General features: G+C 67.2%; 23 protein-coding genes and 2 tRNA genes. 12 read left to right on the top strand and 13 right to left on the bottom strand.

Annotated features, from left to right (window positions below; genetic code table 11):
* Nucleotides 1-69: 69 nt before the first annotated feature.
* Nucleotides 70-1,032 carry a thioredoxin-disulfide reductase gene (trxB, locus tag MRS60_RS04505; RefSeq protein WP_105393439.1) on the bottom strand — a complete coding sequence of 321 codons (963 nt, stop codon included), beginning with the start codon at nt 1,030-1,032 and terminating at the stop codon, nt 70-72.
* A gap of 401 nt (nt 1,033-1,433) precedes the next feature.
* On the opposite strand from trxB, the gene MRS60_RS04510 reads away from it, so the two are divergent.
* The 3 genes from MRS60_RS04510 to MRS60_RS04520 all read left to right on the top strand — a co-directional run bounded on the left by MRS60_RS04510 (nt 1,434) and on the right by MRS60_RS04520 (nt 5,973).
* Entirely contained in the window at nt 1,434-3,743 is a 2,310-nt protein-coding gene (locus MRS60_RS04510) for a DNA translocase FtsK (protein WP_034182964.1), read from the top strand.
* A gap of 46 nt (nt 3,744-3,789) precedes the next feature.
* A complete protein-coding gene (lolA, locus tag MRS60_RS04515; protein ID WP_034182965.1) occupies nt 3,790-4,479 on the top strand; it encodes an outer membrane lipoprotein chaperone LolA in 690 nt (229 codons plus the stop codon).
* A 183-nt stretch (nt 4,480-4,662) separates the two neighbouring features.
* Nucleotides 4,663-5,973, top strand: coding sequence for a replication-associated recombination protein A (locus MRS60_RS04520; protein ID WP_034182966.1), 1,311 nt, complete (start codon nt 4,663-4,665; stop codon nt 5,971-5,973).
* A gap of 39 nt (nt 5,974-6,012) precedes the next feature.
* On the opposite strand, the gene MRS60_RS04525 is transcribed toward MRS60_RS04520, so the two are convergent.
* Nucleotides 6,013-6,282, bottom strand: coding sequence for a DUF2164 domain-containing protein (locus tag MRS60_RS04525; protein WP_034182967.1), 270 nt, complete (start codon nt 6,280-6,282; stop codon nt 6,013-6,015).
* Between the two features lie 247 nt (nt 6,283-6,529).
* Here MRS60_RS04525 and serS point away from each other — a divergent pair, with 247 nt between their 5' ends.
* The 3 genes from serS (at nt 6,530) to MRS60_RS04540 (ending at nt 10,005) form a co-directional block, all read left to right on the top strand.
* Entirely contained in the window at nt 6,530-7,831 is a 1,302-nt protein-coding gene (gene serS / locus MRS60_RS04530; protein ID WP_034182968.1) for a serine--tRNA ligase, read from the top strand.
* A gap of 116 nt (nt 7,832-7,947) precedes the next feature.
* Nucleotides 7,948-8,038, top strand: a tRNA-Ser gene (locus MRS60_RS04535).
* A gap of 431 nt (nt 8,039-8,469) precedes the next feature.
* Nucleotides 8,470-10,005 carry a methyl-accepting chemotaxis protein gene (locus tag MRS60_RS04540; protein WP_034182969.1) on the top strand — a complete coding sequence of 512 codons (1,536 nt, stop codon included), beginning with the start codon at nt 8,470-8,472 and terminating at the stop codon, nt 10,003-10,005.
* Nucleotides 10,006-10,119: 114 nt separating this feature from the next.
* On the opposite strand, the gene MRS60_RS04545 is transcribed toward MRS60_RS04540, so the two are convergent.
* Entirely contained in the window at nt 10,120-11,280 is a 1,161-nt protein-coding gene (locus tag MRS60_RS04545; protein WP_034182970.1) for an alkane 1-monooxygenase, read from the bottom strand.
* A gap of 516 nt (nt 11,281-11,796) precedes the next feature.
* Here MRS60_RS04545 and MRS60_RS04550 point away from each other — a divergent pair.
* From MRS60_RS04550 to MRS60_RS04570, 5 genes are all read left to right on the top strand, one after another.
* Nucleotides 11,797-12,459 (top strand): GNAT family N-acetyltransferase, encoded by a 663-nt coding sequence (locus MRS60_RS04550; protein ID WP_243565290.1) that lies wholly within the window; start codon nt 11,797-11,799, stop codon nt 12,457-12,459.
* Nucleotides 12,460-12,617: 158 nt separating this feature from the next.
* Nucleotides 12,618-13,391 carry a septum site-determining protein MinC gene (minC, locus tag MRS60_RS04555; protein WP_105391859.1) on the top strand — a complete coding sequence of 258 codons (774 nt, stop codon included), beginning with the start codon at nt 12,618-12,620 and terminating at the stop codon, nt 13,389-13,391.
* Between the two features lie 59 nt (nt 13,392-13,450).
* Nucleotides 13,451-14,266, top strand: coding sequence for a septum site-determining protein MinD (gene minD, locus MRS60_RS04560; RefSeq protein WP_034182973.1), 816 nt, complete (start codon nt 13,451-13,453; stop codon nt 14,264-14,266).
* Nucleotides 14,267-14,278: 12 nt separating this feature from the next.
* Nucleotides 14,279-14,533: a cell division topological specificity factor MinE gene (gene minE / locus MRS60_RS04565; RefSeq protein ID WP_006476634.1), complete on the top strand. Its 255-nt coding sequence runs from the start codon at nt 14,279-14,281 to the stop codon at nt 14,531-14,533.
* Between the two features lie 159 nt (nt 14,534-14,692).
* A complete protein-coding gene (locus tag MRS60_RS04570) occupies nt 14,693-15,094 on the top strand; it encodes a YXWGXW repeat-containing protein (protein WP_243565291.1) in 402 nt (133 codons plus the stop codon).
* A gap of 116 nt (nt 15,095-15,210) precedes the next feature.
* On the opposite strand, the gene MRS60_RS04575 is transcribed toward MRS60_RS04570, so the two are convergent.
* Nucleotides 15,211-16,761 carry a chloride channel protein gene (locus MRS60_RS04575; protein ID WP_175748793.1) on the bottom strand — a complete coding sequence of 517 codons (1,551 nt, stop codon included), beginning with the start codon at nt 16,759-16,761 and terminating at the stop codon, nt 15,211-15,213.
* 171 nt (nt 16,762-16,932) lie between these two features.
* On the opposite strand from MRS60_RS04575, the gene waaC reads away from it, so the two are divergent.
* Entirely contained in the window at nt 16,933-17,931 is a 999-nt protein-coding gene (gene waaC, locus MRS60_RS04580; RefSeq protein ID WP_243565292.1) for a lipopolysaccharide heptosyltransferase I, read from the top strand.
* Nucleotides 17,932-17,950: 19 nt separating this feature from the next.
* On the opposite strand, the gene MRS60_RS04585 is transcribed toward waaC, so the two are convergent.
* The 9 genes from MRS60_RS04585 to rph all read right to left on the bottom strand — a co-directional run bounded on the left by MRS60_RS04585 (nt 17,951) and on the right by rph (nt 24,477).
* Entirely contained in the window at nt 17,951-18,130 is a 180-nt protein-coding gene (locus MRS60_RS04585; RefSeq protein WP_034182977.1) for a hypothetical protein, read from the bottom strand.
* A gap of 104 nt (nt 18,131-18,234) precedes the next feature.
* Nucleotides 18,235-19,545 carry an MFS transporter gene (locus MRS60_RS04590; protein ID WP_034182978.1) on the bottom strand — a complete coding sequence of 437 codons (1,311 nt, stop codon included), beginning with the start codon at nt 19,543-19,545 and terminating at the stop codon, nt 18,235-18,237.
* A 293-nt stretch (nt 19,546-19,838) separates the two neighbouring features.
* The gene (locus MRS60_RS04595) at nt 19,839-20,330 is read right to left on the bottom strand and encodes a TonB family protein (protein WP_181152260.1); all 492 of its coding nucleotides are present in this window, start codon (nt 20,328-20,330) and stop codon (nt 19,839-19,841) included.
* Nucleotides 20,331-20,680: 350 nt separating this feature from the next.
* On the bottom strand, nt 20,681-20,974 hold the full coding sequence (locus MRS60_RS04600; RefSeq protein WP_131946368.1) for a hypothetical protein: 294 nt from the start codon (nt 20,972-20,974) through the stop codon (nt 20,681-20,683).
* Nucleotides 20,975-21,186: 212 nt separating this feature from the next.
* Nucleotides 21,187-21,582 (bottom strand): hypothetical protein, encoded by a 396-nt coding sequence (locus tag MRS60_RS04605; protein WP_034182980.1) that lies wholly within the window; start codon nt 21,580-21,582, stop codon nt 21,187-21,189.
* Nucleotides 21,583-21,723: 141 nt separating this feature from the next.
* Nucleotides 21,724-21,811, bottom strand: a tRNA-Ser gene (locus MRS60_RS04610).
* Nucleotides 21,812-21,868: 57 nt separating this feature from the next.
* The gene (gene hemW / locus MRS60_RS04615) at nt 21,869-23,083 is read right to left on the bottom strand and encodes a radical SAM family heme chaperone HemW (protein ID WP_034182981.1); all 1,215 of its coding nucleotides are present in this window, start codon (nt 23,081-23,083) and stop codon (nt 21,869-21,871) included.
* A 34-nt stretch (nt 23,084-23,117) separates the two neighbouring features.
* Complete coding sequence (gene rdgB, locus MRS60_RS04620; RefSeq protein WP_111017612.1) at nt 23,118-23,744, bottom strand: RdgB/HAM1 family non-canonical purine NTP pyrophosphatase; 627 nt, start codon at nt 23,742-23,744, stop codon at nt 23,118-23,120.
* Nucleotides 23,737-24,477 carry a ribonuclease PH gene (gene rph, locus MRS60_RS04625; protein ID WP_105391851.1) on the bottom strand — a complete coding sequence of 247 codons (741 nt, stop codon included), beginning with the start codon at nt 24,475-24,477 and terminating at the stop codon, nt 23,737-23,739. The genes rdgB and rph overlap by 8 nt, the downstream gene beginning before the upstream one ends.
* Nucleotides 24,478-24,609: the final 132 nt, after the last annotated feature.

Genomic DNA, 24,609 nt, shown 5'->3' on the forward strand with positions numbered 1-24,609 from the left:
GCTTTCCGTTCGGGCCCGCTTCGCGGCAGCGGACGCCATTGTAGCGCCCGGCGCGGCAGGGCTCGCGGCTTACTTCTTGTCGTGCAGGCTTTCGAGGTAGCGCTGCGCGTCGAGCGCGGCCATGCAGCCCGTGCCCGCGCTCGTGATCGCCTGGCGGTACACGTTGTCCTGCACGTCGCCCGCGGCGAACACGCCCGGCACGCTCGTCGACGTCGCGTTGCCGTGCAGGCCGCTCTTCGTCAGGATGTAGCCGTCCTTCATCTCGAGCTGGCCCTGGAACAGGTCGGTGTTCGGCTTGTGGCCGATCGCGACGAACACGCCCTGCACGTTCAGGTCTTCCGTCGCGCCGGTCTTCACGTTCTTGATGCGCAGGCCCGTGACGCCCGAATCCTCGCCCGTCACTTCGTCGAGCACGTGATCCCACTTGATCACGACGGCGCCTTCCTTTTCCTTCTCCAGCAGGCGGTCGATCAGGATCGGCTCCGCGCGGAACTTGTCGCGGCGGTGGATCACCGTGACCTTCTTCGCGATGCCCGTCAGGTAGAGCGCTTCCTCGACGGCCGTGTTGCCGCCGCCGATCACCGCGACTTCCTGGCCGCGATAGAAGAAGCCGTCGCAGGTCGCGCAGGCCGACACGCCCTTGCCCATGAAGTGTTCTTCGGACGGCAGGCCGAGATACTGCGCGGACGCGCCGGTCGCGATGATCAGCGAGTCGCACGTGTATTCGCCCGAGTCGCCGATCAGGCGGATCGGCTGCTCGTGCAGTTTCGCGGTGTGGATGTGGTCGAAGACGATTTCGGTATTGAAGCGCTCGGCGTGCTCGAGGAAGCGCGCCATCAGCTCCGGACCCTGCACGCCTTTCGCATCTGCCGGCCAGTTTTCGACATCGGTCGTGGTCATCAGCTGGCCGCCCTGCGCGATGCCGGTGATCAGCACCGGGGACAGGTTGGCGCGTGCTGCATAGACGGCAGCCGTGTAGCCGGCGGGGCCGGAACCGAGAATCAGGACTTTGGCGTGTTTGGGCGTGGACATGTGCGAATCCGTAAAAGGCGGCCGCGGCGGGCGGGATAGGGCTCGCCGTACGATCCGGGGTTGACCGGGATGCCGTCATAGATGGGTATCAGTCGCGCATTATAAAGGCCCCGTTGCTGCGCTGCCGAACGAGAGTTTCAATCGTGCCGATAGCGTTTGGCGGCGAGCCTCCCGCGCCGGCGCGGCGGGCCGGGCAGGCGGCCGGCTTGCAGCGGTGCGTTGTCGCAGGTCCGGTCAAGGGAGCGGTCGTCCGGCCGGCTTGCGGTCGCCGGCGGCGCCCGGTTCGGCACCCCGTCCCCGTTATGTAACCGTCATTTACACTTGGCGGCCCGGTGCAGCGTTTACAATAAGCGCGATCGAACGACAGGCGGGCGCACGGCCCGTCCTCTTTATACGGATTCATGGCAAAAGCTCCTTATTCCGCCCAGGCACAGGCGTTGCCGCACCGGATGTCGAAGCTCCTCACGGAGATCCGCTGGATTCTCCAGGTCGCGCTCTGCGCATTTCTGGTGATGGCCCTGCTGAGCTACAGCCGGCGCGATCCGAGCTGGACGCACGCCGCGCAGGTGGACCACATCTCGAACTGGGCCGGCCGCGTCGGCGCGTGGACGGCCGACATCATCCTGCTGCTGTTCGGCCTGTCGGCTTACTGGCTGATCGTGCCGCTCGGGCGGCGCATCGCCGTCAACTACCGCCGCATCACGCGCCACGAGGCGATTCCCGACGAACCTGAGCGGCCGATCGGCTGGCTCACGGAGATCTTCGCGTTCGTGCTCGTCGTGCTGGCGTGCGACGGCATCGAGGCGCTGCGCATGTGGTCGCTGAAGGTGCAGTTGCCGCGTGCGCCGGGCGGCGTCGTCGGCGAGGCCGTCGCCGGTGCGATGTCGCATGCGTTCGGCTTCACGGGCGGCACGCTGCTGCTGCTGATCGCGCTCGCGATCGGCCTGTCGCTGTATTTCCGCTTCTCGTGGCTGTCGGTCGCCGAGCGCGTCGGCGGCGCGATCCTGTCCGCCGTCAACGTCGCGAAGCTGCGCCGCGAGGCCGAGCGCGACCGCAAGCTCGGCGAGGCCGCGGCCGTGCGCCGCGAAGGCAAGGTCGAAGAGGAGCGCGTACGCATCGAGGATCACGAGCCCGTGACGATCGTGCCGCCGGTCGTCACGCCGGCGAAGTCCGAACGCGTCGAGCGCGAGCGTCAGGTGCCGCTGTTCACCGACCTGCCGGGCGATTCGACGCTGCCGCCGGTGTCGCTGCTCGATCCCGCGCCGAAGACGCAGGAAGCGATTTCGGCCGATACGCTCGAATTCACGTCGCGCCTGATCGAGAAGAAGCTGAAGGATTTCGGTGTCGAGGCGAGTGTGGTCGCCGCGTATCCGGGCCCGGTCGTCACGCGCTACGAGATCGAGCCGGCCACCGGCGTGAAGGGCAGCCAGATCGTCAACCTCGCGAAGGATCTCGCGCGCTCGCTGTCGCTCGTGTCGATCCGCGTCGTCGAGACGATCCCCGGCAAGAACTACATGGCGCTCGAACTGCCGAACCAGCGCCGCCAGACCGTGCACCTGTCCGAGATCATCGGCTCCGAGGTGTATGCGGCCGCATCGTCGGCGCTGACGCTGAGCCTCGGCAAGGACATCGGCGGCAAGCCCGTGTGCGCGGATCTCGCGAAGATGCCGCACCTGCTCGTCGCCGGCACGACCGGTTCGGGCAAGTCGGTCGGGATCAACGCGATGATCCTGTCGCTGCTGTACAAGGCGACCGCCGAGCAGGTGCGCCTGATCCTGATCGATCCGAAGATGCTCGAAATGAGCGTCTACGAAGGCATCCCGCACCTGCTGTGCCCGGTCGTCACCGACATGCGCCAGGCCGGCCACGCGCTGAACTGGACGGTCGCGGAGATGGAGCGCCGCTACAAGCTGATGAGCAAGCTCGGCGTGCGCAACCTCGCGGGCTACAACAACAAGATCGACGACGCGGCCAAGCGCGAGGAAAAGCTGCCGAACCCGTTCAGCCTGACGCCGGAAGATCCCGAGCCGCTTGGCCGCCTGCCGAACATCGTCGTCGTGATCGACGAGCTGGCCGACCTGATGATGGTCGTCGGCAAGAAGGTCGAGGAACTGATCGCGCGGATCGCGCAGAAGGCGCGCGCGGCCGGCATCCACCTGATCCTCGCGACGCAGCGTCCGTCGGTCGACGTGATCACGGGCCTCATCAAGGCGAACGTGCCGACGCGGATCGCATTCCAGGTGTCGTCCAAGATCGACTCGCGCACGATCCTCGATCAGATGGGCGCCGAATCGCTGCTCGGGATGGGCGACATGCTGTACCTGCCGCCGGGCAGCGGGCTGCCCGTGCGCGTGCACGGCGCGTTCGTCGGCGACGACGAAGTGCATCGCGTCGTCGAGAAGCTCAAGGAGCAGGGTGAGCCGAACTACGTCGAGGGCCTGCTCGAAGGCGGCACCGCCGACGGCGACGAGGGCTCGGCCGGCGCGGGAACCGGCGAAGGCGGCGGCGAGTCTGATCCGCTGTACGACCAGGCGGTCGAGATCGTCATCAAGAACCGCCGCGCGTCGATCTCGCTCGTGCAGCGGCATCTGCGGATCGGCTATAACCGCGCGGCACGGCTGCTCGAGCAGATGGAGCAGTCGGGGCTCGTATCGGCGATGTCGTCGAGCGGCAACCGCGAAATTCTTGTGCCGGCGCGCGACGCGGAATGAGTCCGCGGCGCCCGCAGCGCCGGCCACCCACGGAGAAAACCGCAATATGCAGCAACATTCGTTCGCAATGTCTCTTCGTTCGACGCGGCGCTGGCTCGGTGCGGCGCTCGCCGGCGCATCGCTGATGCTCGCGGCGACGCACGCGTTCGCGGGCGGCACCGAGCAACTGAAGGCCTTCGTGTCGCAGGTGCGTTCGGCGAAGGGCGACTTCACGCAACAGATCGTCAAGGCGCCGGCCAAGGGCGCGAGCGCCGTGCAGGCCGCGCCGAAGCCCACCGACAATTCGAGCGGCACGTTCGTATTCGCGCGGCCGGGCAAGTTCATCTGGACGTACCAGAAGCCGTACCAGCAGGTGCTGCAGGCCGACGGCGACAAGCTCTATGTGTACGACCGCGACCTGAACCAGGTCACCGAGCGCAAGCTGAACGGCGCGCTGGGCGCGAGCCCCGCCGCGATCCTGTTCGGCAGCAACGATCTCGACAAGAACTACACGCTGCGCGATGCCGGCGAGAAGGGCGGCATCGAATGGCTCGAGATGCTGCCGAAGGCGCAGGACACGCAGTTCCAGCGGATCGGCATCGGCTTCCGGAACGGCACGCTCGCCGCGATGGAGCTGCATGACGTGTTCGGCAACGTCACGCTGCTGACGTTTACGAACATTCAGACGAATCCGCCGCTGAAGGGCGATACGTTCAAGTTCGTCGTGCCGAAGGGCGCCGACGTGATCAACGGCTGACCGGCGCCGCGCGCCGCTTTTCCGCAACGGGCCTGCCGGCGACGGCAGGCCCGTGTCGTTTCGGGAGCTGGCCGCAGGCGCGGGCCACCGGGCACCGGGCGCGGCGGCGCCGTTGCGCGGCTGTCATAATGTCGGGTCCGGCGGCCGGTTCGGCCGCCATCGTTTGATGTGGAGCGAGGGTTCATGTCCGACCTGTTTCAAGTCGAGCCGCGCCGGCCGCTCGCCGAGGCGCTGCGGCCGAAGACGCTCGCCGAGGTGATCGGCCAGACGCATTTGCTGGGCGAAGGCAAGCCGCTGCGGCTCGCGTTCGAATCGGGCAAGCCGCATTCGATGATCCTTTGGGGGCCGCCCGGCGTCGGCAAGACGACGCTCGCGCGGCTCACCGCGCTCGCGTTCGACTGCGAGTTCATTGCGCTGTCCGCGGTACTCGGCGGCGTGAAGGACATCCGCGAATCGATGGAGCAGGCGAAGGACACGCTGAACCGCACCGGTCGCCACACCATCCTGTTCGTCGACGAGATCCACCGCTTCAACAAGGGGCAGCAGGATGCATTGCTGCCGTTCGTCGAGTCGGGGCTTGTGACCTTCATTGGAGCTACGACCGAGAACCCGAGCTTCGAGGTCAACTCGGCCTTGCTGTCGCGTGCGCAGGTGTACGTGCTGAAGTCGCTGGACGACGACGAGATGCGCCAGTTGCTGAAGCGCGCGCAGGAAATCGCGCTCGACGGCCTCGCGTTCGACGACAAGGCGATCGATACGCTGGTCGGTTATGCGGACGGCGACGCGCGGCGCTTCCTGAACCTGCTCGAACAGGCGCAGACAGCAGCATCGTCGGCCGGCGTCGCGACGATCGACGCCGATTTCGTCAGCAGCGCGATGACGCTGAACGCGCGTCGCTTCGACAAGGGCGGCGACAACTTCTACGACCAGATCTCGGCGCTGCACAAGTCGGTGCGCGGTTCGAGCCCCGACGGCGCGCTGTACTGGTTCTGCCGGATGATCGACGGCGGCGCGGATCCGAAGTATCTCGCGCGGCGCATCGTGCGGATGGCGTGGGAAGACATCGGCCTCGCCGATCCGCGCGCGCTGCAGATGGCGAACGACGCGGCAGAGACCTACGAGCGGCTCGGCTCGCCGGAAGGCGAACTCGCGCTCGGGCAGGCGGTGATCTATCTCGCGTGCGCGGCGAAGAGCAACGCGGGCTACAACGCGTTCAACCAGGCGATGGCGTTCGTGAAGCAGGACAAGTCGCGCGAGGTGCCCGTGCATCTGCGCAACGCGCCGACCAAGCTGATGAAGGAACTCGGCTACGGCCACGCGTACCGTTACGCGCACGACGAACCGAACGCGTATGCGGCCGGCGAGACGTACCTGCCGGACGGGGTGCGCGAGCCGCACTGGTACAAGCCGGTGCCGCGCGGGCTCGAATCGAAGATCGCCGACAAGCTCGCGTGGCTGCGCGAGCTCGACCGCGAGGCCGGCAAGAAGGGTTGACGGGCGACGCGCGGCCCGGCCGGCGCCGTTCCGGATGCGTCAGCGCTTGCGGCCCGGCTGTTGTTTCTTCCAGTACTCGAACGGCTCTTCGTGGCAGTCGATGTCGAGCTCGGCGACTCGCGCGTGCAGGCGTTCCTGCGCGTCGGCGATCGCGAGGTTGTAGATCGCTGGCGCGATCTCCTCGACGAAGAAGTGCAGCAGCGCGCCAGCCTGGATGTTGCCGATCGGCTCGTCCATGTTTTCTGTGAAATAGCGTTGCAGCGACGCGATTGCGCGGTCGCGTACTTCCTTGTCCAGTTCGATGGCCATCGGGTTCCTTTGAAGGGCGGTGATGCGGAGGCGGGGGCGTCGTACGGCGCGTTGCGTGCGGCCGGTGCAGGCGGTTCGCTGTCCGCAATGGTTTGGCACAATGTGACGCCCCGGCCGCTTAGGCGAGCCGGCATGGCGATACTGCCACGACCGGCCGTTTTCGGGCATCGTCCATCAGGCCGGTGCCGTGGCGGTCGCGCGGTGCGTTAGAATTCCCGTCTCATACAACGATTTTCCAAGTCCTCCCATGCTCGACATCCAGTTGCTGCGCAAAGACCTCGACGGCGTCGCGAAGCGCCTCGCCGATCGCGGCTACACTCTCGACATCGCCGCGTTCTCCGCACTCGAAGCGGAACGCCGCGCGATCCAGACCCGCACCGAAGAGCTCCAGGCGCGCCGCAACAGCCTGTCGAAGCAGATCGGCGCGATGAAGGGGAAGGGCGAGGACACGTCGGCCGTGATGGCCGAGGTCGGCGGGATCGGCGACGAGATGAAGGCGGGAGAAGCCAAGCTCGGCGACATCCAGGCGCGCTTGTCCGACCTGATGCTGGGCATGCCGAACGTCGCGCACGAAAGCGTGCCGGTCGGCAACGACGAAGCCGACAACGTCGAGGCGCGCCGCTGGGGCACGCCGCGCCAGTTCGATTTCGAGGTGAAGGATCACGTCGATGTCGGCACGCCGCTCGGCCTCGATTTCGAGACGGGCGCGAAGCTCGCCGGCGCGCGCTTCACGATGCTGCGCGGCCCGATCGCGCGCCTGCACCGCGCACTCGCGCAGTTCATGATCGACACGCACACGCAGCAGCACGGCTATACCGAGACGTACACGCCGTACATCGTGAACCCGGAGATCCTCTACGGCACGGGCCAGCTGCCGAAGTTCGCGGACGACATGTTCCGGGTCGAAAAGGGTGGCGCGGAGAACACGGTCACGCAATACCTGATCTCCACGTCCGAGATCTCGCTGACGAACACCGTGCGCGAGTCGATCGTCGACGCGTCCGCGTTGCCGATCAAGTTGACCGCGCATTCCCCGTGCTTCCGCTCGGAAGCCGGTTCGTACGGCCGCGACACGCGCGGGATGATCCGCCAGCACCAGTTCGACAAGGTCGAGATGGTGCAGGTCGTCGCACCGGAAACGTCGTACGCGGCGCTCGACGAGATGGTCGGGCATGCGGAAGCGATCCTGCAGAAGCTCGGCCTGCCGTACCGCGTGATCACGCTGTGCACGGGCGATATGGGCTTCTCAGCCGCGAAGACGTTCGACCTCGAGGTGTGGCTGCCCGCGCAGAACACCTATCGCGAGATCTCGAGCTGCTCGAACACCGAGGCGTTCCAGGCGCGCCGGATGCAGGCGCGTTTCCGCAACGCGCAGGGCAAGCCCGAGCTCGTGCATACGCTGAACGGTTCGGGTCTCGCGGTTGGCCGTACGCTCGTCGCGGTGCTGGAGAACTACCAGAATGCGGACGGCTCGGTCACGGTGCCGGAAGTGCTGCGTCCGTACATGGGCGGCATGGAGCGGATCGACGCGCCTGCACAGGCGTCGTGAAATCGGCTGCCTAAGCCCTCGCAAAAAAATTTGCGGAAGGGGCTTGTCAGCTCAGAAAAGATCGTTTTATAATCTTTTCTTTCCCGGATATGACCAACCGGGAAATGCAGTAAAACGGAGAGGTGGCAGAGTGGTCGAATGTACCTGACTCGAAATCAGGCGTACGGTTTCCCCGTACCGTGGGTTCGAATCCCACCCTCTCCGCCAGAACACGAAACCCCTTGATCCGGAAGGATCAAGGGGTTTTTCGTTTTGGGGCTGCGGCGCGATGTGTCGATTGCCGTTGCAGTGGCAACGGTTTTGGCCATCGGCACATCGGACGTGCTGATGCGATGACGACGAACTGCGCGACACGAGCGTGTCGCGTCTTCGATGCAACTGCGCCGCATGGCAAGCACCGCGACCCAATGACGAACCAGCTGTCGAAAGCCCTGAAGGTTTTGCACAGCTGACTGCCATCATCGCAGTCGTGGACATCCGCGGCGCGCATCGTGCCGGCATGGCGCTGACGCTCGGCAATGCGGCGCCGGTCTTCGCCACTTTCCTCAGTTTTAAGCCTTCTCGTCCCGCGCCGTTAACACGGTGCGGCGGCCGGCGCTCGTGCCGAGCCGCGACGTTCCCCGTCGATTCAAGGCCCCATGAAGCTGAGCTACAAGATTCCCCTCGCATTTGCCATCGCGCTGCTGCTGATGTTCGGTGGTGCGCTGTACGGCATCCACATCCTCAACCGGTCGATCGATACGTTCGCCGAAGACGTGCAGACGAACGTCGGCAACGAACGGCTCGTATCGGCCACGCTCGCGCAGTTCAAGCTGCAGGTGCAGGAATGGAAGGACACGCTGCTGCGCGGCAAGCAGCCCGACAAGCTCGACCGCTACTGGCAGGCGTTCCAGACGCGCGAGCGCACGGTCGATTCGCTCGCTGCTCAGCTCGTCCGTCAGTTGCCGCCCGGCGAGAGCCGCTCGCTCGTCGAGCAGTTCATGCGTGCGCACACGGCGATGGGCGACGGCTACCGGCGCGGCTTCGACGCGTTCAAGGCGGCCGGCTTCGAGCCGTCGGCCGGCGATGCCGCCGTCGCGGGCGTCGACCGCGAACCGGCGGCGCTGCTGGAGCGGGCCGCGAAGTCGATCGCCGACGAGAGCGCCGCCGTGTCGGCGCAAGCGAGCCGCGACGCGCAGCGCGCGACCACCGCGAGCCTCGCGCTGATGCTGGTCGTGCTCGGTGTCGCGATGGTCGGCGCGTACCTGTTCAGCCGCGCGATCCTGCGTCCGCTCGACCGTGCGGTTGCGTGTGCGCAGGCCGTCGCCGGCGGCGACCTGACGCGCAACGTCGACACGTCCGGCCGCGACGAGATCGCCGATCTGCTGCGTGCATTGCAGACGATGCAGACGAGCCTGTCGGGCGTCGTGCTCGAAGTGCGGACGCATGCCGAAGCCGTCGCGACGGCGAGCGCGCAGATCGCGTCGGGCAATCACGATCTGTCGTCGCGCACCGAGTCGCAGGCCGCGTCGCTCGCGGAGACGACGGCCAGCATGACCGAACTGACGGGCATCGTGCGCCAGTCGGCCGAGCACGCGCAGCACGCGGCGCAGCTTGCGCGCGACGCGTCGAATATCGCGTCCGCGGGCGGCGGCGTGATGACGGACGCCGTCCACACGATGAACGGCATCGCCGACAGTGCGGCAAAGGTCGGCGAAATCATTGCGGTGATCGACGGCATTGCATTCCAGACCAACATCCTCGCGCTGAACGCGGCCGTCGAAGCGGCCCGTGCGGGCGAGCAGGGGCGCGGCTTCGCGGTCGTCGCGGCCGAGGTGCGCACGCTCGCGCAGCGCAGCGCGTCGGCTGCGAAGGAGATCAAGGGGCTCATCGAGCAATCGACGCAGCGGGTCGACGAGGGTGCCGTGCTGATCGGCCGCGCGGGCGAATCGATTCACGAGATCGTCGGCGCGGTGCAGCGCGTCACGACGATCGTCGGCGAGATCTCGTCGGCGTCGCAGGAGCAGAGCGGCGGCATCCAGCAGGTGAACGTCGCGGTCACGCAGATGGACGAAGCGACGCAGCGCAACGCGGCACTCGTCGAGCAGGCCACGGCCGCGACGCAGGCGCTGGCCGAGCAGGCGAGCGCGCTGCGGCACGCGGTGGCCGTGTTCAGGCTGCCGGAAATGGCGTGACGGCGTGGCCGTTGCGCCGGGTTCCGAAGGAACCGGATGCCTGCGCGGCGGCAGCGTTCAGCGGTGCGCGCCATGGCGAGCGCGTGCCGACTCCCGCCGGCCCGCCATCCGCAATCACGCCGCGGCCGGATACTGCGCGAGCACCCTGTCGCGAATCGACGGCTTGATGTTCGATTGCGCCATGTCGCCGCCGTAGTGCGCGACGACGCGCGGATTCATCACGCGATACCAGAGCGGCGGCACGTACGCGAACAGGATCATCGTCGCGTAGCCGGCCGGCAGTTGCGGCGAATCGTCGAAGTGGCGCAGCGCCTGGTACGAGCGCGTCGGATTCGCGTGATGGTCGGCATGCCGCTGCAACTGGTACAGGAACAGGTTGGTGACGACGTGATTGCTGTTCCACGAATGCTGCGGCGTGCAGCGCTCGTAGCGGCCGCTCGGCAGCTTGCGGCGGCCGAGCCCGTAGTGCTCGACGTAGTTCACGACTTCGAGCAGCGACGCGCCGTAGACAGCCTGGATCACGAGGAACGGGATCACCACTTTGCCGGCCATCGCGATTGCGATGCCCCACACGACGACGGTCATCGCCCATGCGTGCAGCACCTCGTTGCGCCAGGTCCACGGCGAATGGCCAAGCCGCTCGAGGCGTGCTTTTTCGAGCCGCCACGCCGAGCGGATGCTGCCGGTCACGGTGCGTGGCAGGAACGCCCAGAACGACTCGCCGTAGCGCGCGCTCGCCGGGTCCTCGGCCGTCGCGACGCGTACGTGGTGGCCGCGGTTGTGCTCGACGTAGAAGTGACCGTACGCGACCGGCGCGAGCGTGATCTTCGCGAGCCAGCGTTCGAAGCGGTTCGTCTTGTGCCCGAGCTCGTGCGCGGTATTGATCGAGATGCCCGTCGCGGCGCCGAGCGACAGCGCGAAGCCGACGTAGTCGTACCACGCGAGCGTGTGCGTGCCGACGATCCATACGCACATGAAGAACGCGACGTACTCGACGAGCGTCGCGAGATAGACGATGAACCGGTAATAACGCTCCCGTTCGAGGTGCGGCACGACGGCTTCGGGCGGATTGTCGCGATCGTCGCCGATCAGCGTGTCGAGGATCGGGATCACGCCGAACGCGAACAGCGGGCCGAACCACCAGAACACGTGAAAGCCCGTCGAAAGCGCGAGCTGGGCGGAGAGGATCGGCAGCGTGATCGTCAGCGCGCCGAGCAGCCACAGATATCGCTTGCCATCCGACCAGCCCGAAGCCGATCCGTCGGTCATTGCCATTGTCTCCCTCCAGTCGGCCGGCCCGGTAGGCGACCGCATGCACGGTTGTTCGAATCCTCGTTGGCCCGCGACACGCGCGGTGGCACCGGATCGTCGTCCGGTTCTGCCTGTTATACGACCCGTGCGCACGCTTTCCAAACCCCGGCGCTAGGCGCGACGCTCCAAACGAAGGGGCGCGTGCGACGCATGTCGGGAAGGGCCGGCGCGCGCCGATTGAAACATGCCGGGGAGGCCGGATCGGCTCGCGTGATCCGCGTGTTTATCAGATGATTGGCGCGTGTGGCGCGCGCGGGTATCGCCTCGCGGGCTCGCAACGAATGTTGCGGCGCAATAAGCGAAATGGGGCTGGTATCGGCGGGGCACCTGTTTCGGCTACATATGTTACGGAACATTACGGCCTTCGGGACGAGATGCAAAGCGCCCGAAACGCGTCTGCCGCGTATCGCAAGGCGAACGAAGCGAGGCGTCGAACGAAGAGGCCGCGGCTGCCGTCCATCGACACGCGTCGATACGCCGATGCTGCACCTGCACACCGGTTGGTACACGCCGCCGGCGGCGACGCCTGTCGCCTTTCGATTCGCGCCGCCGTTTGAAAATTACGATTTGACTCATGCCCCGCTTTCGGTTGAAGCTACTAGCTTGCTGTCCGAAGGGGGCTGTGCCTGCATGAGTTCGACCTTGACCGTTCGTCGTATCGTTGCCGACCAGGGCGGCGTGTATCGCGAACTCCGCGCCGCGTCGCTGCGTGAGCCCTACGCACCCGGCGAAGCGCCGGAGGCCGAATTGCTGAACGTCGAAACGGACGCCGCGTCGGCAATTGCCGCGCAACGTGCCGTGTCCGACGAGTCGACGACTTTCCTGCTGTACACCGAAGGCCATCCGGCCGGCATGATCGGCGCGTATTTCGACAACACGCCCGATCGGCGTGCGTTCGTCAGCGAGCTGTGGGTCGCGCACGCGGTGCGTCACCTGCGCGGCGGCGTGCTGCTGCTGGAAACGGCCACCGCGTGGCTCGCCGAGCGCGGCGCTCAGGAGGTCTATGCATGGATCGCCGATGCGAACCGCAACGCGATCCGTTTCTACGAGCGCGCGGGTTTCGGCAACACCGGCGAACACGCGCCGATCGCGCGGATGCCCGGCGCGATGAAGTCGCTGTTCGTGTCGCAAGTGAAGCACTGAAGTGACGCCCGCGCGGCGCGATGAAGGTCTGGTCGCCCGCTTGCCTGCCCGCCTGCCGGTTGCGCGCCCGCCAGGGCCATCGCAACCCGGTGTCCCAAAAATAATGGCCGCGCGCGTGGACGCCTGTAAAATACGCAAAAAATTTTTGCAGAGTGTCCATGTCGCTTAAAAAATCGCCATTCTTCGAGCTGCGCAGCGGATCGGTCGATACGTTGCTGTTCACCGTGAAGACGACCGATCTCGACGCGTTGCGTGCCGAACTGGTCAAGCGCTTCGAAGCGACTCCCGAGTTTTTTGCCGACGATGTCGTCGCGATCGACGTCCGCCGCCTGGCGGAGGGCGAGCGCGTCGCGCTGGCCGATATCCGCCAGATGCTGAACGATGTGCGGATGCGTCCGGTGGGCGTGGTCGCATCGGCAACGCAGGGCTGGGCGGGGGAAGCCGGCCTGCCGTTGCTCGAGGCGCGCGATCGCCGCGCGCCGAAGCCGGCCGAGGGCTCGGAAGCGTCGCCGGTCGCCGAGGCCGTCGTCGCTGCAGCCGCCGCGGCGGCGCCCGAGCAGGCGTCCGAGCCGGCGCCGGCGTCGAACCAGACGGGCGGCCAGACGCTCGTGATCGACCGGCCGTTGCGTTCGGGGCAGCAGATTTACGCGAAAGGAGACCTCGTGGTGCTCGCGCCGGTCAGTCACGGCGCGGAGATCATCGCGGAAGGCAATATCCACATCTACGCGCCGTTGCGCGGCCGCGCACTCGCGGGCGTGCACGGCAATCACGACGCGCGCATTTTCTGCACGTGTCTCGAACCGGAACTGATTTCGATCGCGGGTATCTATCGAACAACCGAGAACCCGTTGCCCGCCGAAGTACTGGGCAAGGCGGTGCAGATCCGGCTCGAAGAGGAAAAACTGATGATCGAACCGCTGCGCCTGACGTAATTCACGCGGTGCGCGCCGGATCGATCGGCTCTCATTGACGAACACAGGGTATTGGGTAAATGGCAAAAATCATCGTGGTGACCTCGGGCAAGGGCGGCGTGGGCAAGACGACGACGAGCGCGAGCTTTGCGTCCGGTATCGCGCTGCGCGGCCACAAGACGGCCGTGATCGACTTCGACGTCGGCCTGCGCAACCTCGATCTCATCATGGGCTGCGAGCGCCGCGTGGTGTACGACCTCGTGAACGTGATCCAGGGCGAAGCGAACCTGAACCAGGCGCTGATCAAGGACAAGAAGTGCGAGAACCTGTTCATCCTGCCGGCGTCGCAGACGCGCGACAAGGATGCGCTGACGCGCGACGGCGTCGAGAAGGTGCTCAACGACCTGGTCGCGATGGACTTCGAATACATCGTCTGCGATTCGCCGGCCGGCATCGAGGCCGGCGCGCTGCACGCGATGTACTTCGCGGACGAAGCGCTGATCGTCACGAACCCGGAAGTGTCGTCGGTGCGCGACTCGGACCGCATTCTCGGCATCCTGTCGTCGAAGACGAAGCGCGCGACCGAAGGCAAGGATCCGATCAAGGAACACCTGCTGATCACGCGCTACAGCCCGAAGCGCGTGAGCGAAGGCGAGATGCTGTCGCTCGAGGACATCAGCGAGATCCTGCGCATCAAGCTGATCGGCGTGGTGCCAGAGTCGGAAGCCGTGCTGCACGCGTCGAACCAGGGCCTGCCGGCCGTGCACATCGACGGCACCGACGTCGCCGAAGCGTACAAGGACGTCGTCGCGCGCTTCCTCGGCGAGGACAAGCCGCTGCGCTTCACCGATTACCAGAAGCCGGGCCTGCTGCAGCGCCTCTTCGGCAGCAAGTAACGGAGGCCGCCCATGTCCATCCTTTCGTTTCTCCTCGGCGAGAAGAAGAAGTCCGCATCGGTCGCGAAGGAGCGCCTGCAGCTCATCATCGCGCACGAGCGGGTCGGCGGCCGGCCGCCGGCCGATTACCTGCCGGCGCTGCAGAAGGAGCTCGTCGCGGTCATCTCGAAGTACGTCCATATTTCGGACGATGACATCCGCGTGAGCCTCGAGCGCCAGGACGATCTCGAAGTCCTCGAAGTGAAGATCGAGATCCCGCAAGCCTGACCCTTGCCTGTCCCTCCGCACGGCGGCATCCGCCGCCGTGCGCGTCTTACGCCCTGTTGCACTTTCGGGCACGCCGTAACAACGCGTCTGTCGGCCGTTATCGGTCCTCCCGCATTGAACGAATACGCTTTGCGTTACTTGTTCAACCAGGAGGTTGTGATGGCTGTCTCTACCGTTCACCGTCGTATCGTTTCGCTCGCGCTGTTTGCCGCGGGCCTGTCAGCCGTCGTCGCGCCGTTTGCCGCGCATGCGGACGAGATTCTCGTCGGCGCACCCGTGATCGCGCCGCAGGGCCGCGTGGTCGTCGCCGAGCCGGTCGCCGTGCGTACCGAGGAAATCGTCGTCGTCGCGCCGAATGCGCCGCCGCCCGTGCGCTACGAGGTCCTGCCGACGGTGCGGGTGGGCTATGTGTGGGAGCGCGGTCACTGGCACTGGGACCATGGGCGCTACGTGTGGATCGGTGGTCACTGGGAAGCCGAGCGCGTCGGCATGCAATGGGTGCCGGGCCACTGGGATCAGCGCGGTCCGAACTGGTTCTGGACCCGCGGCCACTGGGCGTGACGGAGGCGCGTGATGAAAAGAACCGCAATCGCCATCGCGCTCGTCGCGATCACGCTGGCCGGGTGCATCGTCGTGCCGGCGCGGCCCGTCTACTACCGGCCGGCACCCGTCGTGATTTACTGAGCGTCGCGCGGGCCGGGCTGCGCCGGGGCGTGCGTGCCGGGCGCCGCCGGCCCAGCGTCGTGCGTCGCCGCCGCGTGCGTAGCGTGTTCGCCCGGCGCAGCGGCGGTCGGCGCGTCGGTGCCTTCGTCGCGCAGCGTGTCGAGCGGATCGGCGGGCGCGGCGGTCGCATCCTGCGGCTCGGTGACGCCGGCCGCACCCGCCGCACCCATCGAGGCGGCCGCGGCCGGTTCCGCGGCCGCAGCGGGCGGCGCGAGATAGCGCTGCGCGAGCGTTTCGTAGAGCGGCGGCGCGAAAAAGCGCGACACGCGGCTCGACACCAGCGCGGTGGCCATCAGCGAAATCACGAGCGCGTGGCCGTTGATCATCTCCATCACGATCACGAACGACGTGATCGGCGACTGCGTGACGGCCGCAAGATAGCCGACCATCGCGAGCGCGATCAGCATCGGCAGGCTCATGTTGCCGAACACGATGTGCAGCAGGTTGCCGAACCCGGCGCCGATCGACAGCGACGGCGCGAAGATCCCGCCCGGGATGCCCGGCAGGTACGACGCGACCATCGACACCATTTTCAGGAACGGGTAGAACACCGACAACTGCTCGCGGCCGTCGAGCAGGCCGCGCGCCTCGGCATAGCCGCTGCCGAACGTCGTGCCGCCCGACACGAGGCCGACGACGGCGATCACGAAGCCGCATAGCGCGGCGAACGCGATCGGCCGCTCGCGATACAGGCCGAGCAGTTGCGCGGGCAGCCAGCGCCCCGTGTTGAGCAGCAGCCAGCAGAACAGGCCGCCCGCGATGCCCGTCACGATCGCGGTGACCAGCACCGCGAGCGCCAGCAGCTTCGGAAAATGGAGGCCGGCATCGATCGTGCCGAAATACGTGTAGTTGCCGTTCAGGCCGAGCGCGACGACGCCGGCGAGGATGATCGCGGTGATCAGCACGCCGCTCGCGCGCGCGGAGAAGCTGCGCGTCAGCTCCTCGATCGCGAACACGATCCCGGCGAGCGGCGTATTGAATGCGGCCGACAGCCCGGCCGCCGCGCCGGCCAGCACCAGCTGGCGTTCGATCTGCGCGTTCGAGCGCGGGTAGAAGCGCCGCAGGTTGAACATCAGCGCTGCGCCGACCTGCACGGTCGGCCCTTCGCGGCCGATCGTGAAGCCGCCCAGAATGCCCAGGAACGAGACCAGCACCTTGCCGAACAGGATGCGCAGCGTCAGCAGCCGGGCGCCGAACGCACTCGGGCGCGCATGCAGCGTCGCGATTACCTGCGGGATGCCGCTGCCCTCGGCGCCGCGGAAGAAGCGGCGTGTGATCCATACCGACAGGGCGGCGATCGCCGGCGTCAGCAGCAGCGGCAGCCACGTGGCATGATCGCGCATCGTGCGGAACGTCTCGTAGCCCCAGTCGATCAGCCGCGCATAGAGCACGGCCGCGAGGCCGACGACGATCGCGCCGAGCCAGAAAACGCCGTACTGGCGCCAGATTCGCAGCGAGCGGCGGGTGAGAGCAGGAAACAGCGCGGGAAGGGCGGGGCGTGGCATCGGCGCGGGCCGGAAGGCAAAGACCGCATTATAAGAACGAACCGCAGCCACGCCGTGTGCGACAGCGTTTCGCAAGCTTGATGCATTTTGTTACAAACGTAATGTCGAAGTAATGTTCGCGCACGGCAACCGTCGCTAGCATGCCGAAATGGTCGTCAATCCCCACATATCGTGAAACGCATCCTCATCGTAAAAGTGACGTCGCTCGGCGACGTCGTCCAGACGCTACCCGTCGTCGCGGACCTGCATCGCGCCTTTCCCGGCGTGACGGTCGACTGGGCCGTCGACGAATCGTGCGCCGAGGTCGTGCGCTGGCACCCGGGCGTGAGCGCCGTCCTGTGCGCACCGCTGCGACGCTTCAAGAAGCTCCGGAATGTCGGCGACCTGAAGGCGATCTCGGCGTCGATCGGCGCGTTGCGCGCGCACCGCTACGATGCCGTCATCGACCTGCACGGCGTCTACAAGAGCGCGATCATTTCCGCGCTGGCGCGCGCCGCGCGCCGCTTCGGCTACCAGACGCAGGATCTCGGCGAAACGGGCGCACGCTTCGCGTATTCGCATCGCTTCGGCCCGCGGCCGGACTGCGACGCATGGCACGGGATGCGCGTGAGCGCCGGCGAGGCGTTCGGCTACGTGCCCGAAGGCGTCGCCACGTACGGCATCGTCGCGCCGCAGGACGCGAGCCTGCCGGCCGCCGTGACCGACGGCGCGCCGTTCATGCTGCTGTTCCATGCGACGTCCAATCCCGACAAGAAATGGCCGGCTGACCACTGGGCCGCGCTCGCCACGCAGATGATGGCGCGTGGCGTGCGCGTGCTGGTGCCGTGGGGATCGGCTGCCGAGCATGACGATGCGCAGGACATCGCCGCGCGCGCGCCGGGCGCGATCGTGCTGCCCGCGATGACCGTGCGCGAACTCGGTGCGGCGCTCGGCCGGGCCGCGCTCGTGGTGGGGGTCGATACGGGGTTCGTGCATATGGCGCACGCGCTGCAGCGGCCGACCGTGATGATTTTCGTCGCGACGTCGCGTCACCATTGCGGCATCGGCGGCGCACCGAATGCACTGTCGATCGGCGAGCCGGGCACGATCCCGTCCGTCGAGCAGGCGCTCGACGCGATCGATACGGTCGACCCTGCGTATGGCGCGCTGCGCGCGCGGCTGACCGCCTGACGCAGCGGGCCGGGCCGGTTCAGGCCAGCAGCGCCTCGACCGTGATGACGGCGGCGATGGCCGCCAGATTCGCCAGCAGCGCCTCGAACACGAGGCCGCGCCATGTCTTCGGCCGGAAGCGCAGCGCGAGCAGCAGCGCGCCACCCAGCGCGAGCGCGAGGATCAGGACGAGATCGGCATTGCCGAGGCGGATGTTCATGGCGGCGGCTCCTTCGGGGTGGGATCCGGGGGGCGCGCAGCGGCGCGCCCAGGATCGAGTATAGGTAGCGCCGGTCGCCACACAACCCGGGCCGCCCCGGAGTCTCAGACGAGCGACGCGTCGCGCGTTTCGCGCATCAGCAGCACGCCGACCAGGCTGATCGCCGCCGCGACCGAGACGTAGCCGCCAACCCACGACAGCCCGCCGCGCGCAGCCAGCAGTTGCGCGATATACGGCGCGATCGATGCGCCGAGAATCCCGCCGAGGTTGTACGCGACGCCCGCGCCCGTGTAGCGGACGTTGGTCGGGAACAGTTCCGGCAGCAACGCGCCCATCGGCGCGAACGTCACGCCCATCAGGAACAGTTCGATCGTCAGGAACAGCGCGACGAGCGGCATCGAGCCGCTGCCGAGCAGCGGTTCCATTGCAAAACCCGACAGCAGCGCGGCGATTGCGCCGACCACGAGCACCGGCTTGCGGCCGAAACGGTCCGATGCCCACGCGGAAAGCGGCGTCGCGAGCCCCATGAACACGACCGCGAAACACAGCAGGCCGAGGAAGCTCTGGCGCGGAATATGCAGCGCCGACACGCCGTACGACAGCGAGAACACCGTCGAGATATAGAACAGCGTGTAGCAGACGACCATCGCGAGCGCGCCGAGCAGCGTCGGCTGCCAGTGTTGCGTGACGAGCGTCGCGACCGGCACGCGCACGCGCTCGTTGCGGTCGAGCGCCGCCTGGAACGCGGGCGTTTCGGTGATCTTGAGCCGCACGTACAGGCCGACCGCGACGAGCACTGCGCTGACCAGGAACGGGATGCGCCAGCCCCAGCTGCGGAACTGCTCGTCGGACAGCGATAGCGCGAGCGCGAAGAACAGCCCGTTCGACATCAGGAAGCCGACCGAGGGCCCGAGCTGCGGGAACATCCCGAACCAGCCGCGCTTGCCCTGCGGCGCGTGCTCGGTCGCGAGCAGCGCTGCGCCGCCCCATTCGCCGCCGAGGCCGATCCCCTGGCCGAAGCGCAGCACGCACAGCAGCACCGGCGCGAGCGTGCCGATCGCGTCGTAGCCGGGCACGAAGCCGATCGCGGTGGTGGACACGCCCATCACGAGCAGCGACGCGACGAGCGTCGATTTGCGGCCGATGCGGTCGCCGAAATGCCCGAACAGGAACGAGCCGATCGGGCGCGCAATGAACGCGATGCCGAACGTGACGAATGCGGACAGCGCCTGCGCGGTCGCGGAGCCGTGCGGGAAGAAGACGGGGCCGATGACGAGCGCGGCGGCCGTCGCGTACACATAGAAATCGTAGAACTCGATCGCGGTGCCGATGAAGCTCGCGAACACGATGCGCCGGTGGCTGACGGCGCCGGCCGAGCCGGTTGCGTGTGCAACGGCCGGGGGAGATGCGGACATGGATGTCTCCGTTTTGTCGTTGGGGCGGTCGGCTGTGCGTGCGCTCGGGCAGGCGGACGCCTGCCGGGGGCAGCCGAGCGGATGATGCGGTGGCGCCGTGGACGCGCGCCGTGGCGCGAACGTCACCCGCCGGTCGACGATGGAGACGGGTACGTCGCCGCCGCCCGGTGCCGGCGTGGTCGGCTCGCATGCCGGATGGGGCGCGCGAACGCGCGCGCGGCGTGATGGCCGCGCGATTGCGGAAAATTATAGCCAGCGCCGCCGCACACCGGCAATCGCGGCGCGGCGGGCGGTCAGTCGAGCGATTGCGCCTGCGCGGACGCAGTGCTTTGCAACTGGAAGTGACCGTCGTCGTTGAAGAGCCAGCCTTCCATCATTTCGATCTGACCGTTGCCGTCGAGCAGTCGCGACGGCGGCGCCGGCAGCGGCGCCGAGCGGCGCAGCGACGCGAGCGCGAGCGCTTCCGCTTCGCTGTCGCCGTTGCTGCGATAGACGGAGGCGTTGACGAGGCGGCCGTTGCGATCGACGGTGAATGCGACGACGACGAGCGAGCGGAGCATCGCCTGCGGTGTGCCGTGCAGTACGCCGGACGGATTGCGTTCGGCAACGCGTTGCGCGATCTCGACGCGATACTGGGCGCGGCTCGCGCTGCGCGTGATCGACGGAATCGTCAGGACCGGGTGCAGCGACGGCGGCGGCGTGATCGTGCATGCGGCAAGCATGGTGGCGACGGCCAGCGCAGCAACACGCAGCCGGTCGACGCGCGGATGGAGAACGGGGCGCATGGGAGATAGCCAGAAGTGACTATAAAAAAATGATAGGCGTGCGCACGCAAGCCGATATCGGGAGAAACGCATAACGCGCGATGCGAGACGTTGCGATCGCTGATGATGACGGTCGGGCGCCGCATCGCACGTCGCGATGTGACGTGACATGTGACAGCGCGCTCGACTCGCTCGCGTTACGGCAGCGCACGCGCATGCCGGCGCGCCATGTTGCAAGTTTGAAAGCTTGAATGGCGCGGCGCGCGAGTCTCGCGCAGGCTCGCGTCGATCGTCCGGCTGCGCGTAGCGGTCGCCGAATGCGGCACTGCGACCGACGTCCGCACAATCACATGCGATGTCCTTCGTCCGGTTCAGAAGCCGTGCGTGACGAGCGACAGCACCGACAGGTCCGGATGCGTGCCGTCGATGATGCTCTTGCCGATGTGCACGGCTTCGTGGACTGCTTCATCGATGCTCGCGAAGCTTTCCTCGCCGTCCGCGTGGAACGGCACTGCGTGGCCGGGCAGTGCGGGATTCGCGCCCGGATGGCACACGTAGCCGGTGTACGTGTAGCGCGTGTCGCTGCCGGGCGCGGTGGCCGGCACGACATGGATCTCGAAGCCTTCGTAATCGACGTGATCCGTCGGTGTCGACAGTTCGGTCATGGCGATCTCCGTGTGCCGCGCGCAGGGGTGGCGTGTGCGGCATCGAGTACGCGGCGGCGGTCGTGTCGCCGTGTTGAACGAATTCTAGGTGATCGCGGGGCGGGCCGGGAGGCTTCCGGCGGGGCGCGACAGCGGCCGTTGCGCGGATTCGGTTGTGCGCTGCCGCGAGCGCGAGTTCCGCCTCGACGGACGCGCTCGCGCGCATGGCTGCGTCACTGTTTGCAGCGCGCGTCCTTTCGCTGCACGACCACGATCACCGGGTACTTCTGGCCGTGGTCGAGCTCCACGCGCGCCACGACGGTCAGCGTTGCCGGATCGGAATCGTCGTATACGCTGACCTGTTCGTTCCGGAGGTAGGTCACGCCGGTGCAGTTCGACGTGCGCCCGTCGTCCGACACCTTGCACTGGAGATCGTTGTCCTTCAGGTAGTTGTAGGGCGACGGGCTCGCGAGGTATTCGCTCAGGCCGCGCGGCGAGCCGCCGACGCCGGTCACGTAAGCGATCGCGCACGACGCCTGCGCGCCGCTGCCGGAGGCGGTGTCGGCCGCCGCGTGCGTGCTGACGGCAGCCAGCATGGCGACGAGCGACGAGACGATGAAGGGTTTCATGACGTGGGTTTCCCGTTTTCGCGAATCGGAGCGCGGGATTGTAACGGCAACCGGTGCGATGCGTCGGAACGTTGGGGCAGGGGCGTGCGGACAAACAAAAACCCCGTCATTCAGCGAATGGACGGGGTTTGGCGAATTTCCTGGCGGAAGCGGTGAGATTCGAACTCACGGACAGTTTCCCGTCGCTGGTTTTCAAGACCAGTGCCTTAAACCGCTCGGCCACGCTTCCACGCGAGGCGGCATTGTAACCGAAATGCCGCCGCTGTCGACCGGAGTCGGCATCGCTTCAATCGTCGCGCAGGAACAATTCCTGCAGGTCGTTGAGGAAACGCTGGCCGAGCGGCGTCGGCGCGATCTGCGTGAAATCGCGCGTGATCAGCCCGCGCCGTTCCGCTTCCTTCAGCGCCGGCTCGATCGTGCTCATCGGCAGGCCCGTGCGTTCGGCGAAGCTGTGCACGGGGAAGCCCTCGACGAGCCGCAGCGTGTTCAGCATGAACTCGAACGGCAGGTCGCGCGCGCCGACTTCACGCTCTTCCTGCACGGCCGCGCCGGCCATCGCCTGCTCGATGAAGGTCGCCGGATGCTTGTAGCGTGCCTGCCGCAGGATCCGGTTCGGGAACGACAGCTTCGTGTGCGCGCCCGCGCCGATCCCGAGATAGTCGCCGAAGCGCCAGTAGTTCAGGTTGTGCTTGCACTGATGATTCGGCTTCGCGTAAGCGGAAACTTCGTAGCGCCCGTAGCCGGCCTCGGCCGTGCGCGCGTGGATCCATTCCTGCATGTCGGCCGACGCGTCGTCGTCGGGGACGACCGGCGGGAACTTCGCGAACAGCGTATTCGGCTCGAGCGTCAGGTGATACAGCGACAGATGCGGCGGCGCGAACGACAGCGCGGTCTCGATGTCCGTGCGGCATTCGTCGAGCGTCTGGTTCGGCAGCGCGAACATCAGGTCGAGGTTGAAGTTGTCGAAGTTCTTCGCGGCGATCTCGACGGCCGCGCGCGCCTGCGCGGTGTCGTGAATCCGGCCGAGCGCCTTCAGGTGCGCCTCGTTGAAGCTCTGGATGCCGACCGACAGCCGGTTCACGCCGCTTGCGCGGAACTGCGCGAACTTCGCGGCCTCGAACGTGCCCGGATTCGCCTCGAGCGTGATCTCGGCATCGGCGTCGAGCGGCAGCAGCGCGCGCACGTCGGACAGCATCCGGTCGAGACCGGCCGCCGACAGCAGGCTCGGCGTGCCGCCGCCGATGAACACGGTATGCACCTGCCGTCCCCACACGAGCGGCAGCGCCTGTTCGAGATCGGCGCGCAGCGCGTCGAGATACTCGGTTTCAGGGAATCGTTCGCCTTTCCACTCGTGCGAGTTGAAATCGCAGTACGGGCACTTGCGCACGCACCACGGAAAATGCACGTACAGCGCGAGCGGCGGCAGCGACGTGAGCCGCACCTGTCCGGGCGACGTGAACGTCGCCACGACGCGCGCGCCGGTTTCCGCAGCCTGGCTCATGCGACCTCCCGCAGCGGATAGGTATCGGGCACGGTCATGCTTCCTCCGCGAGCCGCGCAAGCAGCGCCTTCAGCGCAAGCGCGCGATGGCTGTGCGTGTTCTTCACGGCCGGCTCGAGTTCGGCTGCCGTCGCGCCGAGCGACGGCAGGTAGAAATACGGGTCGTAGCCGAATCCGTGCTCGCCGCGCGGCGCGTCGACGATCTCGCCGGCCCAGCGCCCTTCGGCGAACAGCGGCTCTGGATCGTCCGCATGGCGCACGAGCGCGAGCACGCAGCAATAGTATGCGCGCCGGTCGTCGACGCCGCGCAACTGCTCGACGAGATACGCGTTGTTCGCCGCGTCGCCGTTGTCGCGGCCCGCGCGCTGCGCGTAGCGCGCCGAATAGACGCCCGGCGCGCCGCGCAGCACGCGCACGCACAGGCCCGAATCGTCAGCGATCGCCGGCAGCCCGGTGAGCCGCGACGCGTGCCGCGCCTTCGTCAGCGCGTTCTCGATGAACGTGCCGAAAGGTTCGTCCGCCTCGGGCACCGCAAGGTCGCCCTGCGGGACGATCTCGATGCCGACCGTCGAGAACAGCGCGGTGAATTCGCGCAGCTTGCCGGGGTTGTTCGACGCGAGAACGATGCGCGACAGCGGCGCGATGGTGCGATCGTCAGGCATGGCCGGCGCCCAGGACGTCTTTCTGCAGTTGCACGAGCTCGGCGATCCCGCCCTGCGCGAGGTCGAGCAGCGCGTTCATCTCGGCGCGCGAGAACGGCACGCCTTCGGCCGTGCCCTGGACTTCGACGAAACCGCCGGCGCCCGTCATCACGACGTTCATGTCGGTGTCGCAGCGCGAATCTTCCGCGTAGTCGAGGTCGAGCACCGGTGCGCCTTCGTACACGCCGACCGAGATCGCGGCGACGTGGTCGGTGAGCGGCGAGCGCGTGAGCTTGCCGGCCGCCATCAGCTTCGACACGGCGTCGTGCGCGGCGACGAATGCGCCGGTGATGCTCGCCGTGCGCGTGCCGCCGTCAGCCTGGATCACGTCGCAGTCGATGTGGATCGTGCGCGGGCCGAGTGCCTCGAGATCGAACACCGCGCGCAGCGCGCGGCCGATCAGGCGCTGAATTTCCTGCGTGCGGCCCGTCTGCTTGCCGCGCGCGGCTTCGCGGTCGCTGCGCGTGTGCGTCGCGCGCGGCAGCATCCCGTATTCGGCGGTCAGCCAGCCTTGCCCGCGATCACGCAGGAATTCGGGCACGCGCTCGGCGACGCTCGCGGTGCAGAGCACCTTGGTGTCGCCGAATTCGACCAGCACGGAGCCTTCCGCATGTTTCGTGTAGTGGCGCGTGAGGGCGACCTTGCGCAGTTCGTCGGCGCGGCGGCCGCTCGGGCGGGAAAGGGAGGACGTCATGTGGGAATCGCGGAAGGAGAGGAAACCCCGATTTTAGCGCCGAACGGCGGGCTTGCCCGGCGGGGTGGTCCGCAAAAATGGGATAATGCGCGCTTCCCGCCCCGCGCTGGTCCGATGCGCCGGGCGCCTCGA

It is taken from the genome of Burkholderia pyrrocinia, assembly GCF_022809715.1.
GTDB lineage: Bacteria > Pseudomonadota > Gammaproteobacteria > Burkholderiales > Burkholderiaceae > Burkholderia > Burkholderia pyrrocinia_C.

Coding starts and splice junctions, on each gene's coding strand:
- minE (WP_006476634.1), top strand. CDS start 14,279: ATGTCCATCCTTTCGTTTCTCCTCGGCGAGAAGAAGAAGTCCGCATCG.
- MRS60_RS04540 (WP_034182969.1), top strand. CDS start 8,470: ATGAAGCTGAGCTACAAGATTCCCCTCGCATTTGCCATCGCGCTGCTG.
- MRS60_RS04510 (WP_034182964.1), top strand. CDS start 1,434: ATGGCAAAAGCTCCTTATTCCGCCCAGGCACAGGCGTTGCCGCACCGG.
- MRS60_RS04570 (WP_243565291.1), top strand. CDS start 14,693: ATGGCTGTCTCTACCGTTCACCGTCGTATCGTTTCGCTCGCGCTGTTT.
- minD (WP_034182973.1), top strand. CDS start 13,451: ATGGCAAAAATCATCGTGGTGACCTCGGGCAAGGGCGGCGTGGGCAAG.
- rph (WP_105391851.1), bottom strand. CDS start 24,477: ATGACGTCCTCCCTTTCCCGCCCGAGCGGCCGCCGCGCCGACGAACTG.
- serS (WP_034182968.1), top strand. CDS start 6,530: ATGCTCGACATCCAGTTGCTGCGCAAAGACCTCGACGGCGTCGCGAAG.
- lolA (WP_034182965.1), top strand. CDS start 3,790: ATGCAGCAACATTCGTTCGCAATGTCTCTTCGTTCGACGCGGCGCTGG.
- MRS60_RS04595 (WP_181152260.1), bottom strand. CDS start 20,330: ATGCGCCCCGTTCTCCATCCGCGCGTCGACCGGCTGCGTGTTGCTGCG.
- MRS60_RS04520 (WP_034182966.1), top strand. CDS start 4,663: ATGTCCGACCTGTTTCAAGTCGAGCCGCGCCGGCCGCTCGCCGAGGCG.
- MRS60_RS04600 (WP_131946368.1), bottom strand. CDS start 20,974: ATGACCGAACTGTCGACACCGACGGATCACGTCGATTACGAAGGCTTC.
- rdgB (WP_111017612.1), bottom strand. CDS start 23,744: ATGCCTGACGATCGCACCATCGCGCCGCTGTCGCGCATCGTTCTCGCG.
- MRS60_RS04590 (WP_034182978.1), bottom strand. CDS start 19,545: ATGTCCGCATCTCCCCCGGCCGTTGCACACGCAACCGGCTCGGCCGGC.
- MRS60_RS04605 (WP_034182980.1), bottom strand. CDS start 21,582: ATGAAACCCTTCATCGTCTCGTCGCTCGTCGCCATGCTGGCTGCCGTC.
- hemW (WP_034182981.1), bottom strand. CDS start 23,083: ATGAGCCAGGCTGCGGAAACCGGCGCGCGCGTCGTGGCGACGTTCACG.
- trxB (WP_105393439.1), bottom strand. CDS start 1,032: ATGTCCACGCCCAAACACGCCAAAGTCCTGATTCTCGGTTCCGGCCCC.
- MRS60_RS04550 (WP_243565290.1), top strand. CDS start 11,797: ATGCTGCACCTGCACACCGGTTGGTACACGCCGCCGGCGGCGACGCCT.
- MRS60_RS04585 (WP_034182977.1), bottom strand. CDS start 18,130: ATGAACATCCGCCTCGGCAATGCCGATCTCGTCCTGATCCTCGCGCTC.
- MRS60_RS04545 (WP_034182970.1), bottom strand. CDS start 11,280: ATGGCAATGACCGACGGATCGGCTTCGGGCTGGTCGGATGGCAAGCGA.
- minC (WP_105391859.1), top strand. CDS start 12,618: ATGTCGCTTAAAAAATCGCCATTCTTCGAGCTGCGCAGCGGATCGGTC.
- MRS60_RS04525 (WP_034182967.1), bottom strand. CDS start 6,282: ATGGCCATCGAACTGGACAAGGAAGTACGCGACCGCGCAATCGCGTCG.
- MRS60_RS04575 (WP_175748793.1), bottom strand. CDS start 16,761: ATGCCACGCCCCGCCCTTCCCGCGCTGTTTCCTGCTCTCACCCGCCGC.